The organism is Streptomyces sp. NPDC041784, from assembly GCF_055591025.1.
Genome location: NZ_JBVJAB010000002.1, coordinates 501,908 through 524,715, shown reverse-complemented (window position 1 = coordinate 524,715; position 22,808 = coordinate 501,908). Strand labels below are relative to the sequence as shown.

Sequence of the window (22,808 nt, the reverse complement as noted above, 5' to 3'; positions counted from 1 at the left end):
GGACCATGAGGCATGCTGTCCGCACCACAGCGAGGCGAGGGGACAGATGAGCGCGGAGTTCGGCGGCCCGACCGGCCTGCGGGGCAGACTCACCCGGTGGCTGCGCGGAAGCCGCCCGACGCAGGCCGCCGGCGACGGCGACCGTGAGGCCCTGCTCGTCGCCGCCGCCGAGGCCGGACTCCCCCTCGCGCCCGCTGCCCACCCCGCCGCCGGCTACGGCTGCTCCTGCGACCGGGTCGGCTGTCCGACCCCCGCCCGGCACCCGGTGTCCTTCGCCTGGCAGACGCAGTCCACCACCGACCGCGCCCAGATCGAACGCTGGGCCCGCCACCAGCCGCAGGCCAACTTCATCACCGCGACCGGCATGACCCACGACGTCCTCGACGTCCCGCTGGAGGCCGGCCGGGAGGCCCTGGAAGAGCTCCTCGGCTCCGGCGTCGAGGTCGGCCCGGTCGCCGAGAGCGACGACGGCCGCATGCTGTTCTTCACCCTCACCCGGGGTACCCCCGAGGACGAGGACGAGTGGTGGCCCTGTGCGCTGGACTGCCACCCCGAGACCATGGACGAACACCCCGGCATGCGCTGGCACTGCCGCGGCTCCTACGTCCTCGTGCCCCCCGCCCGCCTCCCCGGCGAGGACGGCCGGACCGTCCACTGGCTGCGCGGCCCGGAACACCCCCTCCCGGACCCTCTGACCCTCCTGGAGCCCCTGACGGACGCCTGCGCACGGCACGCGGGCCAGGACCAGGACCACGCCGCGGGGGCGTGGCCGCTGCGCGGCTGACCGGTTCCCGCGGCTGACCGGTTCCGACGAGTACGGCTGGGGACGAACTGGGAGACCGGCGCGTACCTGGGCAACACCAACCAGTCGGTCAAGCTCCAGTTCCGCAAAGAAGGGCGCCAGCACCTACACCACCGTCAGGACCGTCAAGGGCGGCGCCGACGGGGCCCTCAGGGCCACGCCACCGCCACCGCCACCGCCGACGGGTACTGGCGCTGGTCCTTCGCCGGCACCGTCACCACCGGTCCCGCCACCTCCGCCGCCGACTACGTCGACGTGCGGTAGCCGCGACCGGTACGGCGACCTCGCGCCGCGGCGCCGGGCCCTTTCCGGAGGGCGCCGGCGCCTACTCGCCCTTCGCGCCGGTCAGCCCCTCCAGCCGGCTGAGCATCGACACCTGCCCCGTACCCGCCGCGGCCGGATCCATCGCGATCCCGTTCGCGACGAACTCCATCGTCAGCGACTGCTTGACCTCACCGACGGTCAGCGCCTTCACGCTCTTGTTCGGCGTCGGCACCGCCGCGCCCGCCGCGGCCGTCTGTTTGACGTAGTGGTGCGTGCTGAAGAACACCAGCGCGCCGCCGTCCGCCGTGCGCAGCGCCAGCGGCGCGAAGTCCCCGTTCGTCAGCGGCTCGTCGATGTACTGCTGCACCAGCCCCGGCTTCGAGGAGTTCTTCGCCCGGGTGGCCCGCAGCGTGCTGGTGTACGCCCCGTCCTGGAACCCGTCGCCGCCGGACTTCAGATAGGAGGCGTACTCCTGGCTCAAGTCCTCGGGCGCGACGGCCAGTCCGGCGGCGTCGGCGGGCACGGCCTCCGCCCAGCCGTCCTTGTCCTTGGTGAACTCCGGCAGCGCGCCCGGCGCCACCAGCGTGAGATAGGCCGCCTGGAACGGCTCGGACAGATCACCGCGGGTGAACACCAGCACCCAGCGGGAGCCGCCGCCCTTGTTGGACTTGGCGTCGGCGACGAACCAGCGCGGCCAGCCCGCCTTCTTGGGGATCGTGTACGTCACGTCCGACAGCACCAGCGGCGTGTGCTGCGGATTGCCGCCGGGGTTGTTGACCTGCCCGGCCTTCAGCCGGGCCGCGTCGATCGCCCCGAGGGCGCCGGTGGTGTGCGCGGCGTCGAGGGAACCGTCGTACGCCGCGTCCGCCTTGTTGTACGCGGTCGTGAACTGCTCCAGCGCCTTCGCGGCCTCCGCGCGGGTGGCCCCGGGAAGCACCTCGCGCTCCCCGTGGACCACCACACACCCGCTCGCCGTCAACGACAGAACGGTCGCCGAGGCCGCTATCAGTGCGCTCCGGTCAAGCCTGCGGAGCGTTCGAGGGCCGCGATCCCTGGTCCTCAGGTGCGTCATCAGGTGTCTTCACCTTCCCCTTCCCGGAGGCGAACCCTACCGGGGCGAGGAACAGCGCGAGCGTCGGGACCAGGTACAGCAGCCACACCGTGACCTGGACGACGGTCGGATCGGGCTGGAAGTTGAACACGCCCTTCAGCAGGGTGCCGTACCAGCTGTCCGGCGGGATCGTGCCGCTGATGTCGAACGCCTTGTCCGTCAGGCCCGGTACCCAGTCGGCCTCCTGGAGGTCGTGGACGCCGTACGCCAGCACACCGGCGGCGACGACGACGAGCATGCCGCCGGTCCAGGTGAAGAACTTCGCGAGGTTGATCCTCAGGGCGCCGCGGTAGAACAGCCAGCCCAGGAGCACGGCGGTGGCCAGACCGAGCGCCACGCCGATCAGCGGGCGCGGGCTGCCGTCGCCGGCCGCGTGCACGGACGCCCACACGAACAGGGCGGTCTCCAGGCCCTCCCGGCCCACGGCGAGGAACGCGGTGGCGACCAGCGCGCCGGTGCCCATCGCGAGGGCCGCGTCGAGCCTGCCGTGCAGCTCGGACCTCAGGTGCCGGGCGGTGCGCCGCATCCAGAACACCATCCACGTCACCAGGGCGACCGCGAGGATCGACAGGGAGCCGCCGAGCGCCTCCTGCGCCTGGAACGTCAGCTCCTGGGACCCGAACTCCAGGACGCAGCCGAACCCGAGGGCGAGGAGCACCGCGATGGCGATGCCGCCCCACACGGGCTTCAGGGCGTCCCGGCGTTCGGTCTTCACCAGGTAGGCGATGAGGATGCAGACGACGAGCGAGGCCTCCAGCCCTTCCCGCAGTCCGATCAGGTAGTTGGAGAACACGGGCTACGCCTCCTCGGAGAACAGCGTCCGGCCCCACCAGTCGTCCTTGTCACGGACGCCCGGCGGGACGGCGAAGACGGCCGAACCCACGTGCTGGATGTACTCGTTGAGCGCATCGGTGGCGAGGTTGCGCTGGACCCGCACGAACCCCTCGCGCACATCGCGCTGGTAGGCGAGGAAGAACAGCCCCGCCTCCAGCCGGCCGAGGCCGTCGGTGCCGTCCGTGAAGGAGTAGCCGCGCCGCAGGAGCGTCGCGCCGCCGTTGGAGTCGGGGTGCGCGAGCCGGACGTGCGCGTCGGGCAGCATCGCCTTCAGGAACGGCTCGTCGCGCTCCTTGGCCTTGCCCACGGGTGCGCCCTCGCCCTTGTCCCGGCCGAAGATGTCCTCCTGCTCCTGGAGCGAGGTGCGGTCCCAGGTCTCGATGTGCATCCGGATCCGCCGGGCGACGAGATACGAGCCTCCGGCCATCCACCGCGACCCGTCCTTCTCGCCGGCCCACACGAACTTCGCCAGCCGGTCCGTCTCCGTTCCCGCGATGTTGCGGGTGCCGTCCTTGAAGCCCATCAGGTTGCGCGGGGTCTGCGCTTCGGGCGTCGTGGACGAGGTCTTGCCGAAGCCGAGCTGCGACCAGCGGATGACGACCTTGCCCATGCCGATCCTGGCCAGGTTGCGGATCGCGTGCACGGCGACCTGCGGGTCGTCCGCGCACGCCTGGACGCACAGGTCGCCGCCCGAGCGGGCCGCGTCGAGCGCGTCCCCCGCGAACTTGGGCAGGTCGATCAGCGCGTCGGGCCGCCGGTCGGCGAGCCCGAACTTCTCGAACAGGGACGGCCCGAACCCGATCGTCAGCGTCAGCCGGGACGGCTTGAGCCCCAGAGCCTCGCCGGTGTCGTCCGGCGGGGCCTCCGGGAGACCGCCGTACGCGCCCTCCCCGACCGCCTTCCCGGCCGTCATCCGGCGTGCCGCCTCCGTCCAGTCCTTGAGCAGGCGGACGAACTCGGCGCGGTCCGTGGTGGTCACGTCGAACGCGGCGAAGTGCAGCCGGTCCTGGACCGGGGTGGCGATGCCGGCCTGGTGCGCGCCGTGGAACGCGATGGCGGCGCCCGTCTCAGCGGCGGTCGGGTCGAGGTCGTCGCCGGTGCGGGTCATCGCGACCGCGCCGCCCGCCGCGGCGGCGCCGAGCGCGAGCCCGGCACCGCCCCAGCCGATCAGCGCCCGCCGGGACGGGCTGCCGCTCTGGATCTCCGTCATGTCCCTGGTCCCCCGCTCTACTTCGCCACGGCCGCGGCGAGCTTGGACAGCGGCTCCGCGAGCGCGTTGACCGCGTCCGACAGCTCCTTGCGGTCCGCCTTGCCGACCTTGTCGTAGGAGGTGAACTCGTACGACGACGTGTTCGGGCGGTACTTGTCCAGCAGCGCGTTCAGCGCGGCGAACTGCTTGTCCAGCTCGGTGACCAGGGCCGCGTCGTTCTCCTTCGCGACCGGCTTCAGCAGCTCGTACGACTCCTGCGCGCCCTCGACGTTGGCCTTGAAGTCGACCAGGTCGGTGTGCGAGTAGCGCTCCTCCTCGCCGGTGACCTTGCCGGTGGCGACCTCGTCGAGCAGCTCCTTGGCGCCGTTGGCCATGGAGGTCGGGGTGATCTCGGCCTTGCCGACCCGGTTCTGCCAGTCGGTCAGGTCGGTGATCAGCTGGTCGGCGAGGGCCTTGTCCGCGGCGGTGATCTTCTTGTCCTGCCAGAGGGACTTCTCCAGCCGGTGCCAGCCGGTCCAGTCCTTCGCCGGGTCCTGGCCCTCCTCCAGGCCGTCCTCGCGGACGTCGACCTTCGGGTCGATGTCGCCGAAGGACTCGGCGACCGGCTCGGTGCGCTCCCAGCCGATGCGGGAGGGGGCGTAGGCCTTCTTGGCGGCCTCCAGGTCACCGGACTTGACCGCCTCGGCGAAGGTCTTGGCCAGCGGCAGCGTGGCGTCGGCCTGCTCCTGCGCGTAACTGCGGTAGGCGGCGACGGCCTTGTCCAGCCGCGGGTCGCGCGCGGCGACCTTGCCGCCGGTGACCTTGAGGTCCTGGCGGATGCCGTCGCCCTTCATACCGGGCTTGCAGGCGATCTGGTACGTGCCGGCCTTCACCTCGGCGGTGACCCGCTGCTTGGTGCCGGGGCCGATGTTCTCGCGCTCGGTGACCACACGGTCGTCCGGGAAGAGGATGTAGACCTCGGTGACCTTCGAGCCCTTGTTCTCGATGGCCAGTTCGACGTGCCCGGCGGAGATCTCCTTCGTGGAGGTGTCGCACTTCGAGTCGGTGGCGGTCACCGCGATCACCCGGTCGCCGCTCTTCGCGTCGCTCTTCTCGGTGCAGCCGGTGACGGCGGTGAGGGCCGACACAACGGCGACGGCGGTGACGGCGGACAGTCTGGCGGCTCGCATGCGCGCTCCCGGCGGTGGCTGAAAAATCACGTGACAGGGCTCACACGGTTCGGTGAGGCTCGCCTAACTTATCCAAGCCTTACCTGCGTAATACCCTGCCGTGCAGTGATTCACCTCTCATAGACGCTGTAAGAGCACGACTCGATCACGGTGACTCAAAACGGACGCCAAGCAATGGTCAAAGGAGATTCAAAGGTTCCGCTTGGGAGTCACCAGGAGTGCTCCGGTCCGGGGGTGCGGCAGCACCTCCACGGGCTGGTCGTAGACCTCCGACAGCAGCCGCTCGGTGAACACCTCGGCCGGCGGCCCGTCCGCGGCGACCCGCCCCGCGTGCAGGACGGCGACCCGGTGCGCGTAGGCGGCGGCGAGCCCCAGATCGTGCAGGACGACCACGACCGCGTCGCCCTCCCGGGCCCGGTCCCGGCACAGCCGCAGCACCAACTCCTGGTGTTTCAGGTCGAGTGCGGCGGTCGGCTCGTCCAGCAGGAGCAAAGGGGCGCGCTGCGCGAGGACCCGGGCGAGCGCCACCCGGGCCCGCTCGCCGCCGCTCAACGCGGAGAACGGCCGCCCGGCGAAGGCGGTCACCTCGGTCGCGGCCATCGCCTCGGCGATCGTCAACTCGTCCTCGGCGGGCGAGGAGTCGTGCGGCGCCCGCCCCATCCGGACCACCTCCGCCACGGTGAACGGAAAGGACAACGCCGCCGCCTGCGGCAACACGGCCCGCCGCAGGGCGAGTTCCGGAGCGGACCACTGTGAGGCGGGGCGACCGTCGATCCGTACGGTGCCCTGGGCCGCCGGCAGGTCGGCGGCGAGCGCGGCGAGCAGCGTGGACTTCCCGGCCCCGTTGGGCCCGACCAGCGCGAGCACCTCCCCGGCCCGGACGCCGATGTCCACCCCCCGAAGCACCTCCCGCCCCCCGAGCCGCACCCGAACCCCAACGGCCTCGGCAATCACATCACCGGCCACGACAGCACCGGGAGGCATAGGACGACCACGGAGAAGTCTCATGCGGGGCTCCTTGAGGGGGGAGGGGAGGGAAGGGGAGGGGGCGCGGGGGGAGTCGGTAGTGGGGCTGGGGGGAGTAGGGCTGGGGGGCGAGGCCCGAAGGGCCGGCCCCCAGGGGCGCGGGGAACTGCGCGACCGGCCACGACGGCGCGGCACCGGTCGTCGCACCGTCCGCCGCATGGCGAACCGCGTGGGCCTGAAAGGGCCGGGCCCTTCAGGGGCGCGGGGAACTGCGCGACCGGCCACGGCGGCGCGGCACCGGCCGTCGCACCGCCCGCCGCACGGCGAACCGCGTGGGCCCGAAGGGCCGGCCCTCCAGGGGCGCGGGGAACTGCGCGACCGGCCACGACGGCGCCGCACCCGCCGTCGCACCGTCCGCCGCACGGCGAACCGCGAGGGCCCGAAGGGCCGGCCCTCCAGGGGCGCGGGGAACTGCGCGACCGGCCACGACGGCGCGGCACCGGCCGTCGCACCGTCCGCCGCACGGCGAACCGCGAGGGCCCGAAGGGCCGGCCCTCCAGGGGCGCGGGGAACTGCGCGACCGGCCACGACGGCGCCGCACCCGCCGTCACACCGCCCGCCGCATGGCGAACCGCCCAGGGGCGCGGGGAACTGCGCGACCGGCCACGACGGCGCGGCACCGGCCGTCGCACCGCCCGCCGCACGGCGAACCGCACGGCGACCGCTCACGCCCAACCACCCTGCCGTCGCCGAGTCCGTCGCAGCAGCCAGAAGAAGAAGGGGCTCCCGAGCAGTGCCGTCAGGACACCCAACGGCAGCTCCGCCGGGACGGCAACCGTGCGGGCCGCCAGATCCGCCGCCAGCAGCACCAACGCCCCCAACAGCGCACTCCCCGGCACCAGGAAACGATGACCCGGCCCCGCCGCCATCCGCAGGAGGTGCGGCACCACCAGCCCCACGAAACTGATGATCCCGGACACGCTCACCGCCGCCGCGGTCAGCAGCGCGATGACCAGGATCAGCACGATCCGCAACCGCTCCACCTCCACGCCCAGATGCCGGGCCGGCCGCTCCCCGAGCGCCAGCAGGTCCAGCCGGCGTGAGTACAGCGGCGCCAGCGCCAGCCCGATCACCGCGCACAGCAGCACCGCCAGCACCTTCGGCCAGGTCGCCTGGGAGAGCGATCCGAGCTGCCAGAAGGTGATCTGCTGGATCGCCGCCGTGTCCGCGAAGAACAGGAACAGCCCGATCAGCGCCCCCGCGAAGGCGTTCACGGCGATCCCGGTGAGGATCAGCGTCACCACCTCCGACCGCCCGCCGGACCGCGACAGCGCGTAGACGACCAGCACCGTGCCGAGCCCGGCGAGGAACGCGAACGCCGGCACGGTCCAGTTGCCGAGGAAGGTGATGCCGAACGCGATCGAGGCGACCGCGCCGACCGCCGCGCCCGAGGAGATCCCGATGACGCCGGGTTCGGCGAGCGGGTTGCCGAACACCCCCTGCATCAGGGCTCCCGCGCACCCCAGCGAGGCACCCACGAGCAGCGCGAGCACGATCCGCGGGAACCGCACGTTCCACAGCACCGACTCGGCGACCCGGTCCAGCTCGGCCCCGCCGAGCCCGATCCGGTGCTGCACGGAGGCGAGCACGTCCCCGACCGGGATCGGGTACGCGCCCAGCGCCCCGGCCACCGGCACGAGCACGAGCAGCGCCGCCACCAGCCCGGCGGTGAGCAGCCAGGCGGTGGCGCGTCTGCCGCGGGGCGCGGCTGCCGGAGCCGCGGTTTCGACTTGCGTGTCCAGGACGGTCATTGGGAAACCTTAGGTTAGCCTTACCTATATCAAGGGCGCTGGTCCGGCCATGTTCCAATGCCCGGGTGACTGATTACGACGTGCTCCGCGTCTTCTGCGCGCCGAACGGCGGCTACGGCAACGAACTGGGCGTGGTCCGCGACGGCTCGGTCCTGCCCCGCCGGGAGGACCGCCAGGACCTCGCGGCCAAACTCGGCTTCAGCGAGACGGTGTTCGTCGACGATCCCGAGCGCGGGGTCATCGACATCTACACGCCCACCCTGCGCCTGCCCTTCGCCGGCCACCCCTGCGTGGGCACGGCCTGGCTGCTCGACGTGCCCGAGCTGGTCACCCCGGCGGGAGTCGTCGGCGCCCGCCTGGACGGGGAGTTCAGCTGGATCGAGGCGCGGGCGGAGTGGGCCCCGCCGCGCACGCTGCGTCAGTACGCCGGGGCCGCCGAGGTCGACGCCCTGCCCGTACCGCCGCCCGGGGAGTGGATCTACGCCTGGGCCTGGGAGGACGAGCCGGCCGGCCGGATCCGTGCCCGTGGCTTCCCCGGCCGCGACGACGGCATCGAGGAGGACGAGGCGACCGGCGCGGCGGCCCTGCTGCTCACCGAACAGCTGGGCCGCGCCCTGAACATCACCCAGGGCGCCGGCTCCCAGATCCTCACCGCACCCCAGCCCTACGGCTGGGTGGAGATCGGCGGACGGGTGTTCCTGGAGCGCTGACCGTACGGCCGTGCGCGGGCTTCCGCGATCTTCTGGGCGGCCGTACGGGTGGTCCCGCGTGTGTGCGCCGGGGCGAACGGGGACCTCTGGGCGTGACCACTCCGCCTCCGTGAAGAGGAGCACCATGCGTATCCGATCTGCCCTGGCCGCAGCCGTTCTGGGGATCGCCCTGGCCGCCGCCGGCGCGACGAGCGCCACCGCCGACGAGGATCACCGCGGCTACGGCGAGCCCCGGCACCACGGCGTCGAGCACGGCGACGTGTGCAGCCCGTACATCGGCTGGATCGACACGTCCTCCAGCGACCTGTTCTGGGCCGGCGAACACTGCGACCGCTTCTGATGATCCGTACCGGGCCCCCTCTCGCCGTGGGGAGGGGGCCCGGAAGTGTCCCGGGATGCCCCGCGTGGGATCGGCGGGATCGGAGGGATCGGCGAGATCAGCGGGATCGGGCCGGATCAGGCGGAGAGCCGGAACTCCTCGCCCAGCGCCCGGAAGACGGCCGTGTTCAGCGCGAAGGCGCGCTTGCACTCGGCCACGATCCGCTGCTTCTCCAGGTCGTCCGCCCACACCCCGTCCAGCAGTTCGCGGTAACCCCGCTTGAACGCGGCCGGGTTGGTGATCTCCTCGAAGACGTAGAAGCGGACGCCGTCGCCCTTCTTCTCGAAGCCCCAGGTCCGCTCCGCCCGGTCGCGGATGATCTGGCCGCCGGAGAGGTCGCCGAGGTAGCGCGTGTAGTGGTGGGCGATGTAGCCGCCCGGCCACCGCTCGACGCACTCGCGCACCCGGTCGGCGTAGGCCCGGGTGGCCGGCAGGGCCGACAGCCCCGACCGCCAGGCGGGGCCCCGCAGATGCGCCAGGTCCCGCTCCAGCGCGTCCAGCCGGTACAGCTCCGGCTGGACGAAGGGACCCGCCACCGGGTCCGACGTCAGCCGCTCGGTGCCGGCCTCCAGGGCCTCGTACACGAACCACAGCTGCTCGGTGTAGCGCGCGTACGCGTCGACCCCGAGTTTGCCGCCGAGCAGGTCGCTCATGAACGTCGAGGTCTCGGCCTCCACGTGCTGCTCGTGGGACGCCGTACGGATGAGTGTCGAGAACGAGTCCATAGGGCAGATTTTCTATGGTTAGGCTTACCTAAGTCAACGCTTTGCCGACTCTCTGTCGGTAAAACCGTACCCGGATTTCGCGCCATGCCCACCTGGGACGGCAAACGGGTATACGAAAGGCCCGCTCTCCGTGGAGAGCGGGCCTTTCGCGGGCGCGGACGGGAACGGGAACGGTCAGGGCAGGGTGAGGATCTCCGCGCCCGTCTCCGTCACCACCAGCGTGTGCTCGAACTGGGCGGTCCGCCGGCGGTCCTTCGTCACCACGGTCCAGCCGTCGTCCCACATGTCGTACTCGTGCGTGCCGAGCGTCAGCATCGGCTCGATCGTGAAGGTCATCCCGGGCCGCAGCACCGTCGTCGCGTGCGGGCTGTCGTAGTGCGGGATGATCAGCCCAGAGTGGAACGACGAGTGGATCCCGTGCCCGGTGAAGTCCCGCACCACCCCGTACCCGAACCGCTTCGCGTACGACTCGATGACCCGGCCGATGATGTTGACCTGCCGGCCCGGCTTGACCGCCCTGATCGCCCGCTCCAGCGACTCACGGGTCCGCTCGACCAGCAGCCGGCTCTCCTCGTCGACGTCCCCCACCAGGTACGTCGCGTTGTTGTCGCCGTGCACCCCACCGATGTACGCGGTCACGTCCAGGTTGACGATGTCGCCGTCGCGCAGCACCGTCGAGTCCGGGATGCCGTGGCAGATCACCTCGTTGACGCTGGTGCACAGCGACTTGGGGAAACCGCGGTAGCCGAGCGTCGAGGGGTAGGCACCGTGGTCGCACATGTACGCGTGCGCCACCCTGTCCAGCTCGTCGGTGGTCACCCCCGGCGCGATCAGCTTCGCGGCCTCCGCCATCGCCCGGGCCGCGATCCGCCCGGCCCGGCGCATCGCCTCCACCGTCTCGGGCGTCTGCACCTCCGGTCCGGTGTACGGCGTCGGCGCGGGCTTGCCGACGTACTCGGGCCGGCGGATGTTTCCGGGCACGGAACGGGTGGGGGACAGCTCCCCTGGAACGAGCAGCGACTGGCCAGACATGCCGCCGAGTCTATCGAGCGACCGTGGGGGAACATGTGGGGTGGCGAGAGGAGCCGGCCATGCCGCTGTTCAAGAGGCGCGTCACCGGAAAACCGGGCGAGTGGTACTACTGCCTGGAGCACAAGAAGGTCGAGGAGGGGCCGGACTGTCCCGGCAAGGACCGCTTCGGCCCCTACGCCTCCCGCGAGGAGGCCCAGCACGCCATGGAGAACGCCCGCGAGCGCAACCTCGAGTGGGAGAACGACCCCAAGTGGCACGACGCGCCCTCGGGCCGCGCCACGGACGAGGACTGATCACCCGCGGCATCACCAGGGGGGAGGGGGCGGGGCCGTCAGGGACTCCGCCAGGCCGGCGAGGCGGGCGCGGAGGGTCCGGCGCGATCGGCCGGGGCGGGCGTTCTCGCCGGCCGCCGCGCTCACCAGGTGCTGCACGGTGTCCAGGTCCAGCTCCGAGCCGTCCGGGACCGCCAGCGTCTCGTGCGACAGGGCCGTCAGCTCCCCCTCGCCGGGCCCGAGCGCCAGCACCGTCACCCCGGCCCGGCGGGCGTCGGACACCCGCTCCAGCAGGGCCGCATCGCCCTCCGGCGACGCCACCAGCAGCGTCTCGCCCCGCCGGGCCGCCTCGATCCGGCCCAGGCCCACCGCGAGGTGCGCCGGGTCCGACGGGCGCGCGTGATGCCGTACGAGCGTCGGCGCCAGCTCCGGCGTACCCGACCAGGCGGCCTCGTCCACCAGATGTGCCGCGAGGTGCCAGGGCTCGTACCGCGCCGACCCCACCAGCAGCAGTCCGCCCCCGTGCGACACCACCGCACCCCGCAGCACCGCGGCGAACCTCCGGGTGGCCCCGAGCCACTCCGTCCCGGCGAGCACCTCGCGCAGCAGCGCGACCCGTACGGCGTCCATGCGGCCGCATCCTGCCCCAATCGGCCACCGGGGGCGGGCGGTTCGCGCCGCATTCACCCGGCACGGCGAAGGGACCCCCGCGACCCCCACGTAAAGTCGGCCCATGACCTCTACCGACAGTGCACAGAACGCTCCCGCGAAGGCCCCCGCCAAGGACCCCTGGGACCTTCCCGACGTCTCCGGACTGGTCGTCGGCGTGCTCGGCGGCACCGGCCCGCAGGGCAAGGGGCTGGCCTACCGCCTGGCCAAGGCCGGCCAGAAGGTGATCATCGGCTCGCGCGCCGCCGAACGCGCCGAGGCCGCCGCCGAGGAACTCGGGTACGGCGTCGAGGGCGCCGACAACGCCGAGACCGCCCGCCGCAGCGACCTCGTGATCGTCGCCGTGCCGTGGGAGGGCCACGGCAAGACCCTGGAGTCCCTGCGCGAGGAACTGGCCGGCAAGCTCGTCGTCGACTGCGTCAACCCGCTCGGCTTCGACAAGAAGGGCGCCTACGCGCTGAAGCCGGAGGAGGGCAGCGCCGCCGAACAGGCCGCCGCCCTGCTGCCGGACTCCCGGGTCACCGCGACCTTCCACCACCTCTCCGCCGTCCTCCTCCAGGACCCGGAGATCGAGGAGATCGACACCGATGTGATGGTGCTCGGCGAGGAGCGCGCCGACGTGGAGATCGTGCAGGCGCTCGCCGGCCGTATCCCCGGCATGCGGGGCGTCTTCGCCGGGCGGCTGCGCAACGCCCACCAGGTGGAGTCCCTGGTCGCCAACCTGATCTCGGTCAACCGCCGCTACAAGGCCCACGCGGGACTGCGGGTCACGGACGTCTGAGCGCATGGGGGACACTGGACGGCACAAGCCGGTGTCCCCCGGACAGGAGCCGGTGTCCCCGGACAGGACCGACAGGAGAAACGCCCCCATGCCCCGCCTCGCCATCTACACCCTGGCCGTCTGTCTCCTCGCGGTGGCCGCCGCCGTGATCTCCTTCGTGCAGGGCAGCTTCCTGGGGGTCGTCTGGGTGCTGCTGGCGGGCCTGTCGTCCAACATGACCTGGTACTACGTCAAGCGGGACAAGGCCCGGAAGTCCGTCACGGGCTGACCGAGCAGTACTCGCTCGTGCCCTCCCAGAAGCGGTAGAGGTTCTCGCCGCAGTAACGCTCGAGGCCGTCGACGCCCAGCGCGTCCAGGATCGAGTAGATCGCCTGGAAGAACTCGCGGTTCACCCCCGGCACCATCAGCAGCACGAACACGAACAGCAGCCCGAACGGCGCGAACGGCTCCACCTGGCGCCGCACGTCGTACGACAGCCACGGTTCGATCACGCCGTAGCCGTCAAGGCCCGGCACCGGCAGGAAGTTCAGCAGCGCCGCCGTCACCTGGAGCAGGGCGAGGAACGCGAGCGCGTACTGGAAGTCCGGCGGCACGCCGTCCAGCGCGTCCAGCCAGAACGGGGCCGTGCACACCACCGCGAACAGCACGTTCGTCAGCGGACCGGCCGCCGAGACCAGACTGTGCCGCCACCGGCCCCGGATCCGCCCGCGCTCGATGAACACCGCGCCGCCCGGCAGACCGATCCCACCCATGATCACGAAGATCACGGGGAGGACGATGCTGAGCAGCGCGTGCGTGTACTTCAGCGGATTCAGCGTGAGGTACCCCTTCGCGCCGACCGAGATGTCCCCGCTGTGGTGGGCGGTGCGCGCGTGCGCGTACTCGTGCAGACAGAGCGACACGATCCAGGCCGCCGTCACGAACAGGAACACGGCGACACCGGGCTGCTCGGCGAACCCGGTCCAGGTCGCCCAGCCGGTGACCGCCGTGACGGCCAGGATCCCGAGGAACACGGGACTGATCTGCCGCTCGCCGCGGCGGGTGGTGGCGGTGGTCATGGGGCTCCCCCGGGGACTCGTGCGCACGCTCGGACCGGCCCGACCGTACCGGGCGTACGGGGAAAACGTCTCGCGGTGGGCCCGGGGTTCCATGGAAGGGTGGGGAGCCGGACACGACACCACCCCGGGCGGACGGATCCCCGTGACCGCCCCGGACGCCACCGGACAGAATGGACCCCGTGCGCTACCGCATCCTCGGCACCACCCAGGCGCTCCGTCCGGACGGCACCCCCGTCGCCGTCGGCGGGGCGCGGTTGCGTGCCCTGCTGACCGTGCTGGCGCTGCGGGCCGGACGGAGCGTGCCCGCGGGCACGCTGGTGGACGAGGTGTGGGCCGGGGACCCGCCGGTCGACGCGCCGGGCGCGCTCCAGGCGCTCATCGGGCGGCTGCGGCGGGCCCTGGGCGCGGACGCGATCGCCTCCGCGGCGGGCGGCTACCGGCTCGCCGCCACGCCCGACGCGGTCGACCTGCACCGCTTCGAACGGCTCACCGCCGACGGACTGCGCGCCCTCGCCGACGGCGACCCCGCCAAGGCGGCCACCCTCCTCGACGACGCCCTCGCCCTCTGGCAGGGGCCGGCCCTCGCCGATCTGCCCGACCGCAGCGCGGAGGCGGCCCGCCGCGAGACCCGCCGCCTCGACGCGGTACGGGCCCGCCACACCGCGGCGCTCGCCCTCGGCCACGCCGAGCAGTCGCTGCCCGAACTCACCGCCCTCTGCGACGCCCACCCCCTGGACGAGCCGCTCCAGACCCTCCGGCTGCGCGCCCTGCGCGACACCGGCCGACCCGCCGAGGCGCTCGCCGCCTACGACGACGTCCGCCGCCTCCTCGCCGACCGCCTCGGCTCCGACCCCGGCCCCCACCTCCGGGCCCTGCACGCCGAACTGCTCAGCCCGGCCGGTCCGGAACCGGCCACGGGACGAACGGAACCGGTCGCGCGGCGAACGGAACCGGCCATGCGGCCAACGGCACCGGTCGGCGCGTCGCCGGGCCACTCGCCCGCGCCGCCGCCGGACGGCTCCGTCCCGTCGGCCCTCGGTTCCGCACGCCCCACCTCGCCCGCGGTCTCCGCCACCGAGACGCCCCTGGACAGCACCGCCCCTCCCCCCAGCAATCTCCGCGCCCGGCTCACCTCCTTCGTCGGGCGGGAGGCCGACATCGAGGTGATCCGGGAGGACCTGGCGGGAGCGCGGCTCGTCACGCTGCTCGGGCCCGGCGGGGCCGGGAAGACACGGCTGTCGCAGGAGGTCGGGGAGGCCGTACGGCGGTTCCTGCGGGACGGCGTGTGGCTCGCCGAGCTGGCCCCCGTCGCCGACCCGGAGGCCGTACCGCAGGCCGTCCTGACCGCCGTAGGAGCGCGGGAGACCGTCCTGTACGGGGCCGGGGCCGAGGAGATGCGGGCCGTGGGCGAGCGGCTCGACGACCCCGTGGAGCGGCTCGTCGAGCACTGCGCGCGCCGCCGGATGCTGATCGTCCTCGACAACTGCGAGCACGTGGTCGGCGCCGCCGCCCGGCTCGTCGCGGAGCTGCTGGAGCGCTGCCCCGGCCTCACCGTCCTCGCCACCAGCCGGGAACCCCTCGGTGTGCCCGGCGAGCTGGTGCGGCCCGTGGAGCCGCTGCCGGAGCCCGTCGCGCTGCGGCTGCTCGCCGACCGGGGCGCGGCCGCCCGGCCGGGGTTCCGGACCGAGGACGACCCGGAGGCGTGCGCCGAGATCTGCCGGCGGCTCGACGGTCTGCCTCTCGCCATCGAGCTGGCCGCCGCCCGGCTGCGGATGCTCACCCCCCGGCAGATCGCCGACCGTCTCGACGACCGCTTCCGGCTGCTCACCTCCGGCAGCCGGACCGTGCTGCCCCGCCAGCAGACCCTGCGCGCGGTCGTCGACTGGTCCTGGGACCTGCTCGACGAGGACGAACGCGACGTCCTGGGCCGGCTGTCGGTCTTCGCCCGCGGCTGCGACCTCGCCGCCGTCGAGGCGGTCTGCGGCCGCGCCGTCGCCGACGCGCTGGACCGTCTGGCCTCCCTCGTCGACAAGTCCCTGGTCGTCGCCGCCCCCGCACCCGACGGCGCGATGCGCTACCGGCTGCTGGAGACCGTCGCCGAGTACGCCGCCGAACGGCTCGACGAGTCCGGCCACCGCGCCGACGCCGAGCGCGCGCACCTGACGTACTACCGCGAACTCGCCCGCACCACCGAGCCGTTGCTGCGCGGCTCCCGGCAGCTCGCCGCCATCGAACACTTCCAGGTCGAGTACGAGAACCTTCGCACCGCGCTGCGCCGCGCCGTCGCCGCCCGCGACGAGCAGGAGGCGCTGATGCTCGCCCTGTCCCTGGTCGGCTACTGGCAGATGCGCGACCTGCGCATCGAGGCCCGCACCTGGTCCCGCGCCGTCATGGACCTCGGCCCCGACCCCTTCACCGACCCCGTCCGCCCGGCCGCCCCCGTTCGGGAGCCCGTCATCGACGCCCCGCCGCCCCTGACCGGCGAGGTCCTCCTGGAGGCCCGGCGCGGCGTCCACCTCGCCCATCTCGCCTGCATGGACATGGAGCTGGACGACTGGCAGAACCCCGCCGCGCAGAACAAGCTGCGGGTCATCAGCGAGACCTACATGCCCGGCCTCCCGCAGACCTGCCGCGCCCCCGGACTGCTCTGGTTCTACGCCGTGATGCTGACCGGCGACATGGAGCGCATCCGCACCATCAGCGACGCCAACGTCGAGACGTGCCGTACCACCCCCGGCTACGAGCACGAGCTGGCCACCTGCCTCCAGATGCGCGCCAACCTCCTCGCCAACCGCGCCGACTGGGCCGGCGACGCGGGCCGGGACGCCGACGAGGCCCTGGAGATCTTCGAGCGGCTGGGCGACTCCTGGGGCGCGGCCGAGGCGTTCTCCGCGCGCGCCGAGTCGAACGAGCGGCTGGGCGCCTACCGGGAGGCCGCCGCCGACTACGAGTCGGCCATGGTCCACGCCGAACGGCTCGGCGCCCGCCACCAGCTGGCGGTGCTCGGCGCCCGGCTGGGCAGCGCGCTCCTGGAGGCGGGGGACGCGGAGCGCGGCGAGCGCCTGCTGCGCGAGGTGATCGACAGCCAGTGGGGCCACGCCAACGAGGCGATGCCGGCGGCCCGCCTCTTCCTCGCCGGCTGGCTCGGTCTCACCGGCCGCCGCACCGAGGCCCGTGAGCAGCTCCGGCTGCTGCGCGAAGAGTTCGCCATCGCGCACTTCGTCGTCTTCGACGCCTTCATCCTCGGCGCGGAGGCCTGGCTGGACGCACTCGACGGCCGGTACGAGGAAGCCCTGGCCGCCGTTCGCCAGGCCCTGGAACGCGCCGGCGACAGGTTGACCACGAACATCGCCCCGCACATGCGCCCCTTCTATCTCGCCATCGCCGCCGTCGTCCTGGCCGGTGCCGACGGCGGCCGCCGCGCCGCGGCCGCCGCCCGCTGCCTGGGCGCCGCCGACGCCCTGCTCCCGGCCAGCCACGTCGCCGTGCGCCTGGAGCGTGAGGCGCACGGGCTGGCCACCACCCGTGCCCGGGCCGCGCTCGGCGACGAGGGGTTCGAGGCCGAGTACGCCGAGGGCGGCGGCCTCTCCTACGAGGAGGCCGCCGCCCTGGTGTGAGCGCGGGTCCGCTCAGGTCTTGGTGCGGAACTTGTGGATCGCGACCGGCGCCATCACCGCGGTGAGCCCCAACGACCAGGCCAGGGTCACCCACAGGCCGTGCGCGACCGGGCCGCCCACCATCAGTCCGCGCGCCGCGTCCGCGAGCGAGGACAGCGGGTTGTACTCGGTGAAGTTCTGCAGCCACCCCGGCATCGAGGCGGTCGGCGCGAAGATCGACGAGCCGAACTGGAGCGGCATCAGCACCAGGAAGCCCATCGCCTGCACCGACTGCGCGTTCTTCATCGTCACACCGAGGGTCAGGAAGACCCACATCAGCGCCGAACCGAACACCGTGGCCAGGCCGATCGCCGCGAACAGGCCGGGCCAGTGGGTGATGTCGAAGCCGATCAGCACAGCGACGACCATGAGGATCACGCAGGCGACCAGCATGCGCATCAGCTCGACCACGATCTTGGCGAACAGCACCGAGCCCCGCCCGATCGGCAGGGACCGGAAGCGGTCCATGACCCCGGAGTTGAAGTCCTGGTTGAATCCGGTGCCCACGCCCTGGGCCATGTTCATGCCCATCATGGCCAGCAGTCCGGGGATGACGTACTGCACGTACGCCTCCTGGCCGCCGCCCAGCGACTGCCCGATCGAGCCGCCGAAGACGTACACGAAGAGCAGGGTGAAGATCACCGGGAACAGGACCGCGTCGAACATCGACTCCGGGTCCTGGCGGATCCACAGCAGGTTGCGGCGGATCAGCGCGCCGGTGTGGCGCAGATGGCTGCGCAGCGTGATGCGCGAGTCGGCGGTGGCGACGGCGGTGGGGGCGGTGCCCGCGGGGGCCGTCGCGGGGGTCATCGTGGGGGCGCTCATACGGCGACCTCCTCGCGGGTGTCGGCGGGGGCGGTGTCCTGCGGCGCACTGGCACGGTGGCCGGTCAGCGACAGGAACACCTCGTCCAGGCTGGGCAGTTCGGTGGTGAGGGAGGAGAGCGTGATGCCGCGCGCGGTGACCGCGCCGACGACGGCGGTCAGCTGCTCGTCGCTCAGCACCGGCACCAGCACCGAGCCGCGCTCGGTGTCCACGACGGTGGTGGCGAGGCCGGTGATGCCGAGGTCGTCGAGCGCGCGGGCCAGCGGGCGCAGGTGGACCGGATCGGCGGGGCGTATCCGCAGCGTCCGGCCGCCGACCTTCGCCTTCAGCTCCTCGATACCGCCGTTCGCGATGACCCGGCCGCGGTCGACGACGGTCAGCTCGGAGGCGAGCTGCTCGGCCTCCTCCATGTACTGGGTGGTCAGCAGGACGGTCACGCCGTCCCCGACCATCGTCTTCACCTCGGTCCACACCTCGTTGCGGGTGCGCGGGTCGAGGCCGGTGGTGGGCTCGTCCAGGAACAGCACGGCGGGCCGGCCGATCATCGACGCGGCGAGGTCGAGTCGGCGCCGCATACCGCCGGAGTACGTGCCCGCCGGCCGCCTGGCCGCCTCGGTGAGGGAGAACCGCTCCAGCAGCTCGTCGGCCCGCCCCCGCGCGTCCTTGCGGGACAGGTCGAGGAGGCGCCCGATGAGATACAGGTTCTCCCACCCGGGGAGCTTCTCGTCGACGGAGGCGTACTGCCCGGTCAGCCCGATCACCCGGCGCAGCTGCCGGGGCTGTTGTACGACGTCGTAGCCGACGACGGTCGCCCGGCCGGCGTCGGGGGCGAGGAGCGTGGACAGGATCCGCACCAGGGTGGTCTTGCCGGCCCCGTTCGGGCCGAGCACCCCCATCACGGTGCCCTCCCGTACGTCGAGGTCGACACCGTCCAGTGCCTTGGTCTCGCCGTAGTGCTTGACCAGCCCCCGAACGGTCACGGCGCTTCCGGCGCCACTGGGTTTCGTGTCGATTCGCGTCATGACAGAAACCCTCCCAACCCCCACCGACAAACGACCGACATCGCGCCGACACCCCGCCGACAGGCAGGGGGCGGTCGATGTCGGCGCGTCGGCGTCCGGGGCCGGGGCCCGGCGGGGGCGAGGGAAACGCGCGGCAGCCCGCCGACGGGGGAAGATCGGCGGGCTGCCCTGTGCGCGGAGTTGGCTCAGTGAACGCTGTGCTCGTCCAGCGGGAACGTTCCGCCGACGACGTCCTCCGCGAACGCCTTCGCCGCGTCACCCATGACCCGGCGCAGATCGGCGTACTGCTTGACGAACTTCGGCACGCGCCCGCCGGTCAGACCGAGCATGTCGGTCCACACCAGCACCTGCGCGTCCGTCTCGGGACCGGCCCCGATCCCGACCGTCGGGATGTGCAGCACGCGCGTGACCTCGGCCGCCAGCTCCGCCGGCACCAGCTCCAGCACCACCGCGAACGCGCCCGCGTCCTGCACGGCCTTGGCGTCCCGCAGCAGCTGCTGGGCGGCCTCCTCGCCACGCCCCTGCACGCGATAGCCCATCGCGTTCACGGACTGCGGCGTCAGCCCGATGTGGGCCATGACCGGGATCCCGGACTCGACGAGCAGCTCGATCTGGCGGTGCGAGCGCTCCCCGCCCTCCAGCTTCACGGCCCCGACCCCGGCCTCCTTCACCAGTCGGGTCGCCGAGCGCAGCGCCTGCACCGGACCCTCCTGGTACGAGCCGAACGGCAGGTCGCCGACGATCAGGGCACGCTGCGTGCCCCGTACGACGGCCGCCGACAGCATGGTCATCTCGTCGAGGGTGACGGGCACGGTCGTCTCGTACCCCAGGTGGCAGTTGCCCGCCGAGTCGCCGACGAGCATCACCGGGATGCCGGCCTCGTCGAACACGGACGCGGTCATCGCGTCGTAGGCGGTGAGCATGGGCCACTTCTCGCCCCGCTCCTTGGCGAGGGCGATGTCGCGGACGGTGATACGGCGTGTGCCCTTCCCCCCGTACAGCGCCTTGCTGCCGTCGGTGGGCTTCTGCGATGCAGTCTGGGCAGCCGAAAGCTGCGTCATTGCAACGGCTCCTTACGTCATCTCGAGGCGCCCTCACGGCGTCCCCGGACCACCACCATGGTGGCACCTCGTGCCACCCGGGGCCAGACCACCCCCCTATGGGTAAGGTCTCCGTAAAGGATTCCGATACGAGACGGTTCCGTATTGGAATTGTCCTACCCTCGGCCCATGACTACTCCTGCCGCCCCGCGGATCCCCGAAGCGGTGCACCGGCGCCGCTGGGCCATCCTCGGCGTGCTGATGCTGAGCCTGCTGATCGTGGTGCTGGACAACTCCATCCTGAACGTCGCCATCAAGACGATCTCCACTCCCGCCCCGGTCGGCCTCGGCGCCACGCAGAGCGAGCTGGAGTGGGCCATAAACTCCTACACCCTCGTCTTCGCGGGCCTGCTGTTCTCCGCCGGTCTCCTCGGCGACCGCGTCGGCCGCAAGAAGGTGCTCCTCGGCGGTCTCGTCGTCTTCGGTATCGGCTCCGCGCTCGCCGCCGAGTCCGGCTCCCCGGCCCAGCTGATCGCCTTCCGCGCGCTGATGGCTGTCGGCGCCGCGTTCGTGATGCCGGCCACCCTCGCCGTCCTGATGAACGTCTTCGAGCGCGAGGAGCAGCCCAAGGCGATCGGCGTCTGGGCGGGCGGGGTGGGCATCGCCATCGCGATCGGCCCGATCACCGGCGGTCTCCTCCTCGACCACTTCTGGTGGGGCTCGGTCTTCCTGGTCAACGTCCCGATCGTGCTGATCGCGATCGCGCTGATGATCTGGCTGGTGCCCGACTCCCGCGACCCGAAGCCCGGCCGGATCGACCCCGTCGGCGTCGTCCTGTCCGTCGTCGGCCTGGTCCTGCTGGTCTACGGGATCATCAAGGGCGGCGAACTGGCCGACTTCACCGCCCCGACCGTGCTGGCGCCCATCGTCGCCGGGCTGGCCGTCCTCGCCGCCTTCGTCGTCTTCGAGGCGCGCAGCGACCACCCGTCCATCGACGTCACCTACTTCAAGAACAAGGTGTTCTCGGCCGCGATGGCCGTCATCACCCTGGTCTTCTTCGCGCTGATGGGCGTGACCTTCTTCTCGGTCTTCTACACCCAGAGCGTGCGCGGCTACTCGCCGCTGCAGACCGGTGTGCTCCTGCTGCCGCTGGCCGCCGCCCAGATGATCTTCGCGCCGCGCGCCCGGCTGGTCGTCGACCGGATCGGCGTGCGAGCCACGACCACGGTCGCGATGCTCGTCCTCGCCGCGAGCCTGCTGGCGTTCGCCGCGTTCGACACGGACACCCCGATCTGGCTCCTGGAGGTCGTGTTCTTCGCCATGGGCGCCGGCATGGCCCACGTCATGACGCCGACCAGCGTCGTCATCATGCAGGCGCTGCCCCGCGAGAAGGCGGGCTCCGCCTCCGCGCTCAGCAACACCTTCCGCCAGGTCGGCGGCGCGCTCGGCATCGCCGTCCTCGGCTCCGTGCTGTCGACGGCGTACCGCAACGGCATCGAGGACAAGCTGGGCGCGCTGCCGCCGGGGCTGCGGGACACCGCGGGGGAGTCCATCGAGGCGACCCTGGGCGTCGCGGCGAAACTCGGCGACCAGGGCAAGGCGCTCGTCGGGCCCGCCGACGAGGCGTTCCTGCACGCCATGCACGTCACCGCCGTCGGAGGAGCCGCGGTGGCGCTCGTGGGCGCGGTCGTGGTCGGCCTGTTCCTGCCGGGGAGGCCGAAGGCCGACCGGGAGAACGCCGGGGAGGCGGGGGACGGGGAGCTGGCGAGCGTGGAGTCGTAGGCGCGCGAGACAATCTCCCCACCGGGCAACGCCGCGCCGGCCAACGAAAGGATCGATGGACGTGAGCCTCGTCGACCGTGGAACCGCTCCGGAGCAGCCCGCCAGGGGGCGGCCCCGCAGCGAGGCCGTGGAGCGGGCCATCATCGAGGGGACGATGAAGCTGCTGGAGGACGGCGTTCCGCTCGCCGAGATCTCCATAGAGCGCATCGCCCGTACCGCCGGCGTCGGCAAGGCCACCATCTACCGTCGCTGGAGCGGCAAGGAGGAACTCTTCGTCGACGTCCTGCGCGCCGCCGAACCCGAGGACCCCGAACTCCCCGGCACCTCCCTGCGCGACGACCTCGTCGTCCTGCTGGACACCCTGCGCCGGCGCGGCCTCGCCAACCGCTCCTCGGCGATCCTGCACAACGTCCACGCCCAGATGAAGACCAGCCCCAAGATCTGGGCGGCGTACCACAGCTCGGTGATAGCGCCCCGGCGCAGGATGGGCCTGGAGGTCCTGCGTCGCGGCCAGGAGAACGGCGAACTGCGCGCCGGGCTCGACCTGGAGCTGGTGAACGACATCTTCGTGGGCCCCATGCTCGTCCGCGCCGTCCTGCGTCCCGACGCCGACCTCACCGAGGAGGACCTCGCGGAACGTATCGTCGACACCCTGCTCGGCGGACTACGGCCCGTCAGTTAGCGGGTGAG

General features: G+C 72.4%; 22 protein-coding genes and 1 pseudogene. 10 read left to right on the top strand and 13 right to left on the bottom strand.

Annotation, left to right across the window (positions count from 1 at the left end):
* The first annotated feature begins 46 nt into the window (after positions 1 to 46).
* Both ACZ6D7_RS06045 and ACZ6D7_RS06040 read left to right on the top strand, forming a co-directional pair.
* Positions 47 to 784 carry a bifunctional DNA primase/polymerase gene (locus ACZ6D7_RS06045; protein ID WP_469484107.1) on the top strand — a complete coding sequence of 246 codons (738 nt, stop codon included), beginning with the start codon at positions 47 to 49 and terminating at the stop codon, positions 782 to 784.
* Positions 785 to 829: 45 nt separating this feature from the next.
* A pseudogene (locus ACZ6D7_RS06040) lies at positions 830 to 1,066 on the top strand (calcium-binding protein); the annotation flags it as partial.
* A gap of 61 nt (positions 1,067 to 1,127) precedes the next feature.
* Here the strand turns inward: ACZ6D7_RS06040 and ACZ6D7_RS06035 are convergent.
* The 6 genes from ACZ6D7_RS06035 to ACZ6D7_RS06010 form a co-directional block, all read right to left on the bottom strand.
* Positions 1,128 to 2,138, bottom strand: coding sequence for an SCO2278 family lipoprotein (locus ACZ6D7_RS06035; protein ID WP_469484104.1), 1,011 nt, complete (start codon positions 2,136 to 2,138; stop codon positions 1,128 to 1,130).
* Complete coding sequence (gene efeU, locus ACZ6D7_RS06030) at positions 2,086 to 2,970, bottom strand: iron uptake transporter permease EfeU (RefSeq protein WP_469484101.1); 885 nt, start codon at positions 2,968 to 2,970, stop codon at positions 2,086 to 2,088. Before efeU ends, ACZ6D7_RS06035 begins: the two co-directional genes overlap by 53 nt.
* A 3-nt stretch (positions 2,971 to 2,973) precedes the next feature.
* Complete coding sequence (gene efeB / locus ACZ6D7_RS06025) at positions 2,974 to 4,221, bottom strand: iron uptake transporter deferrochelatase/peroxidase subunit (protein WP_469484099.1); 1,248 nt, start codon at positions 4,219 to 4,221, stop codon at positions 2,974 to 2,976.
* Between the two features lie 17 nt (positions 4,222 to 4,238).
* On the bottom strand, positions 4,239 to 5,390 hold the full coding sequence (efeO, locus tag ACZ6D7_RS06020; RefSeq protein WP_469484096.1) for an iron uptake system protein EfeO: 1,152 nt from the start codon (positions 5,388 to 5,390) through the stop codon (positions 4,239 to 4,241).
* A gap of 189 nt (positions 5,391 to 5,579) precedes the next feature.
* On the bottom strand, positions 5,580 to 6,398 hold the full coding sequence (locus ACZ6D7_RS06015; RefSeq protein ID WP_469484093.1) for a heme ABC transporter ATP-binding protein: 819 nt from the start codon (positions 6,396 to 6,398) through the stop codon (positions 5,580 to 5,582).
* A gap of 683 nt (positions 6,399 to 7,081) precedes the next feature.
* Positions 7,082 to 8,167, bottom strand: coding sequence for a FecCD family ABC transporter permease (locus ACZ6D7_RS06010; protein ID WP_469484090.1), 1,086 nt, complete (start codon positions 8,165 to 8,167; stop codon positions 7,082 to 7,084).
* A gap of 65 nt (positions 8,168 to 8,232) precedes the next feature.
* Between ACZ6D7_RS06010 and ACZ6D7_RS06005 the strand changes: the two genes are divergently transcribed.
* Both ACZ6D7_RS06005 and ACZ6D7_RS06000 read left to right on the top strand, forming a co-directional pair.
* Positions 8,233 to 8,877 carry a PhzF family phenazine biosynthesis protein gene (locus tag ACZ6D7_RS06005; RefSeq protein ID WP_469484087.1) on the top strand — a complete coding sequence of 215 codons (645 nt, stop codon included), beginning with the start codon at positions 8,233 to 8,235 and terminating at the stop codon, positions 8,875 to 8,877.
* 124 nt (positions 8,878 to 9,001) lie between these two features.
* Positions 9,002 to 9,217: a hypothetical protein gene (locus tag ACZ6D7_RS06000; protein WP_469484085.1), complete on the top strand. Its 216-nt coding sequence runs from the start codon at positions 9,002 to 9,004 to the stop codon at positions 9,215 to 9,217.
* 116 nt (positions 9,218 to 9,333) lie between these two features.
* Here the strand turns inward: ACZ6D7_RS06000 and ACZ6D7_RS05995 are convergent, their stop codons facing one another.
* Positions 9,334 to 9,981: a biliverdin-producing heme oxygenase gene (locus tag ACZ6D7_RS05995; protein WP_469484082.1), complete on the bottom strand. Its 648-nt coding sequence runs from the start codon at positions 9,979 to 9,981 to the stop codon at positions 9,334 to 9,336.
* A 174-nt stretch (positions 9,982 to 10,155) separates the two neighbouring features.
* Positions 10,156 to 11,013: a type I methionyl aminopeptidase gene (map, locus tag ACZ6D7_RS05990; protein WP_469484078.1), complete on the bottom strand. Its 858-nt coding sequence runs from the start codon at positions 11,011 to 11,013 to the stop codon at positions 10,156 to 10,158.
* 59 nt (positions 11,014 to 11,072) lie between these two features.
* On the opposite strand from map, the gene ACZ6D7_RS05985 reads away from it, so the two are divergent.
* Positions 11,073 to 11,306: a hypothetical protein gene (locus ACZ6D7_RS05985; protein ID WP_469484075.1), complete on the top strand. Its 234-nt coding sequence runs from the start codon at positions 11,073 to 11,075 to the stop codon at positions 11,304 to 11,306.
* Between the two features lie 12 nt (positions 11,307 to 11,318).
* On the opposite strand, the gene ACZ6D7_RS05980 is transcribed toward ACZ6D7_RS05985, so the two are convergent.
* Positions 11,319 to 11,915, bottom strand: a complete 597-nt coding sequence (locus tag ACZ6D7_RS05980) for a hypothetical protein (protein ID WP_469484073.1) — start codon at positions 11,913 to 11,915, stop codon at positions 11,319 to 11,321.
* Between the two features lie 103 nt (positions 11,916 to 12,018).
* Between ACZ6D7_RS05980 and npdG the strand changes: the two genes are divergently transcribed.
* Both npdG and ACZ6D7_RS05970 read left to right on the top strand, forming a co-directional pair.
* Complete coding sequence (npdG, locus tag ACZ6D7_RS05975) at positions 12,019 to 12,735, top strand: NADPH-dependent F420 reductase (RefSeq protein ID WP_469484071.1); 717 nt, start codon at positions 12,019 to 12,021, stop codon at positions 12,733 to 12,735.
* Positions 12,736 to 12,823: 88 nt separating this feature from the next.
* The gene (locus ACZ6D7_RS05970; protein WP_469484068.1) at positions 12,824 to 13,003 is read left to right on the top strand and encodes a hypothetical protein; all 180 of its coding nucleotides are present in this window, start codon (positions 12,824 to 12,826) and stop codon (positions 13,001 to 13,003) included.
* Here the strand turns inward: ACZ6D7_RS05970 and ACZ6D7_RS05965 are convergent.
* On the bottom strand, positions 12,993 to 13,793 hold the full coding sequence (locus ACZ6D7_RS05965) for a site-2 protease family protein (RefSeq protein WP_469484065.1): 801 nt from the start codon (positions 13,791 to 13,793) through the stop codon (positions 12,993 to 12,995). The two genes, ACZ6D7_RS05970 and ACZ6D7_RS05965, sit on opposite strands and share 11 nt — an antisense overlap.
* A gap of 170 nt (positions 13,794 to 13,963) precedes the next feature.
* Between ACZ6D7_RS05965 and ACZ6D7_RS05960 the strand changes: the two genes are divergently transcribed.
* Positions 13,964 to 17,410: an AfsR/SARP family transcriptional regulator gene (locus tag ACZ6D7_RS05960; protein WP_469484063.1), complete on the top strand. Its 3,447-nt coding sequence runs from the start codon at positions 13,964 to 13,966 to the stop codon at positions 17,408 to 17,410.
* A 12-nt stretch (positions 17,411 to 17,422) separates the two neighbouring features.
* Here the strand turns inward: ACZ6D7_RS05960 and ACZ6D7_RS05955 are convergent, their stop codons facing one another.
* The 3 genes from ACZ6D7_RS05955 to panB all read right to left on the bottom strand — a co-directional run bounded on the left by ACZ6D7_RS05955 (position 17,423) and on the right by panB (position 20,357).
* Positions 17,423 to 18,259 carry an ABC transporter permease gene (locus tag ACZ6D7_RS05955; RefSeq protein WP_469484558.1) on the bottom strand — a complete coding sequence of 279 codons (837 nt, stop codon included), beginning with the start codon at positions 18,257 to 18,259 and terminating at the stop codon, positions 17,423 to 17,425.
* 11 nt (positions 18,260 to 18,270) lie between these two features.
* The gene (locus ACZ6D7_RS05950) at positions 18,271 to 19,296 is read right to left on the bottom strand and encodes an ATP-binding cassette domain-containing protein (RefSeq protein ID WP_469484060.1); all 1,026 of its coding nucleotides are present in this window, start codon (positions 19,294 to 19,296) and stop codon (positions 18,271 to 18,273) included.
* Between the two features lie 185 nt (positions 19,297 to 19,481).
* Positions 19,482 to 20,357, bottom strand: coding sequence for a 3-methyl-2-oxobutanoate hydroxymethyltransferase (panB, locus tag ACZ6D7_RS05945; protein ID WP_469484057.1), 876 nt, complete (start codon positions 20,355 to 20,357; stop codon positions 19,482 to 19,484).
* 168 nt (positions 20,358 to 20,525) lie between these two features.
* Here panB and ACZ6D7_RS05940 point away from each other — a divergent pair, with 168 nt between their 5' ends.
* Both ACZ6D7_RS05940 and ACZ6D7_RS05935 read left to right on the top strand, forming a co-directional pair.
* The gene (locus tag ACZ6D7_RS05940) at positions 20,526 to 22,118 is read left to right on the top strand and encodes an MFS transporter (protein WP_469484055.1); all 1,593 of its coding nucleotides are present in this window, start codon (positions 20,526 to 20,528) and stop codon (positions 22,116 to 22,118) included.
* Positions 22,119 to 22,173: 55 nt separating this feature from the next.
* On the top strand, positions 22,174 to 22,800 hold the full coding sequence (locus ACZ6D7_RS05935) for a TetR/AcrR family transcriptional regulator (protein ID WP_469484051.1): 627 nt from the start codon (positions 22,174 to 22,176) through the stop codon (positions 22,798 to 22,800).
* Positions 22,801 to 22,808 lie beyond the last annotated feature (8 nt).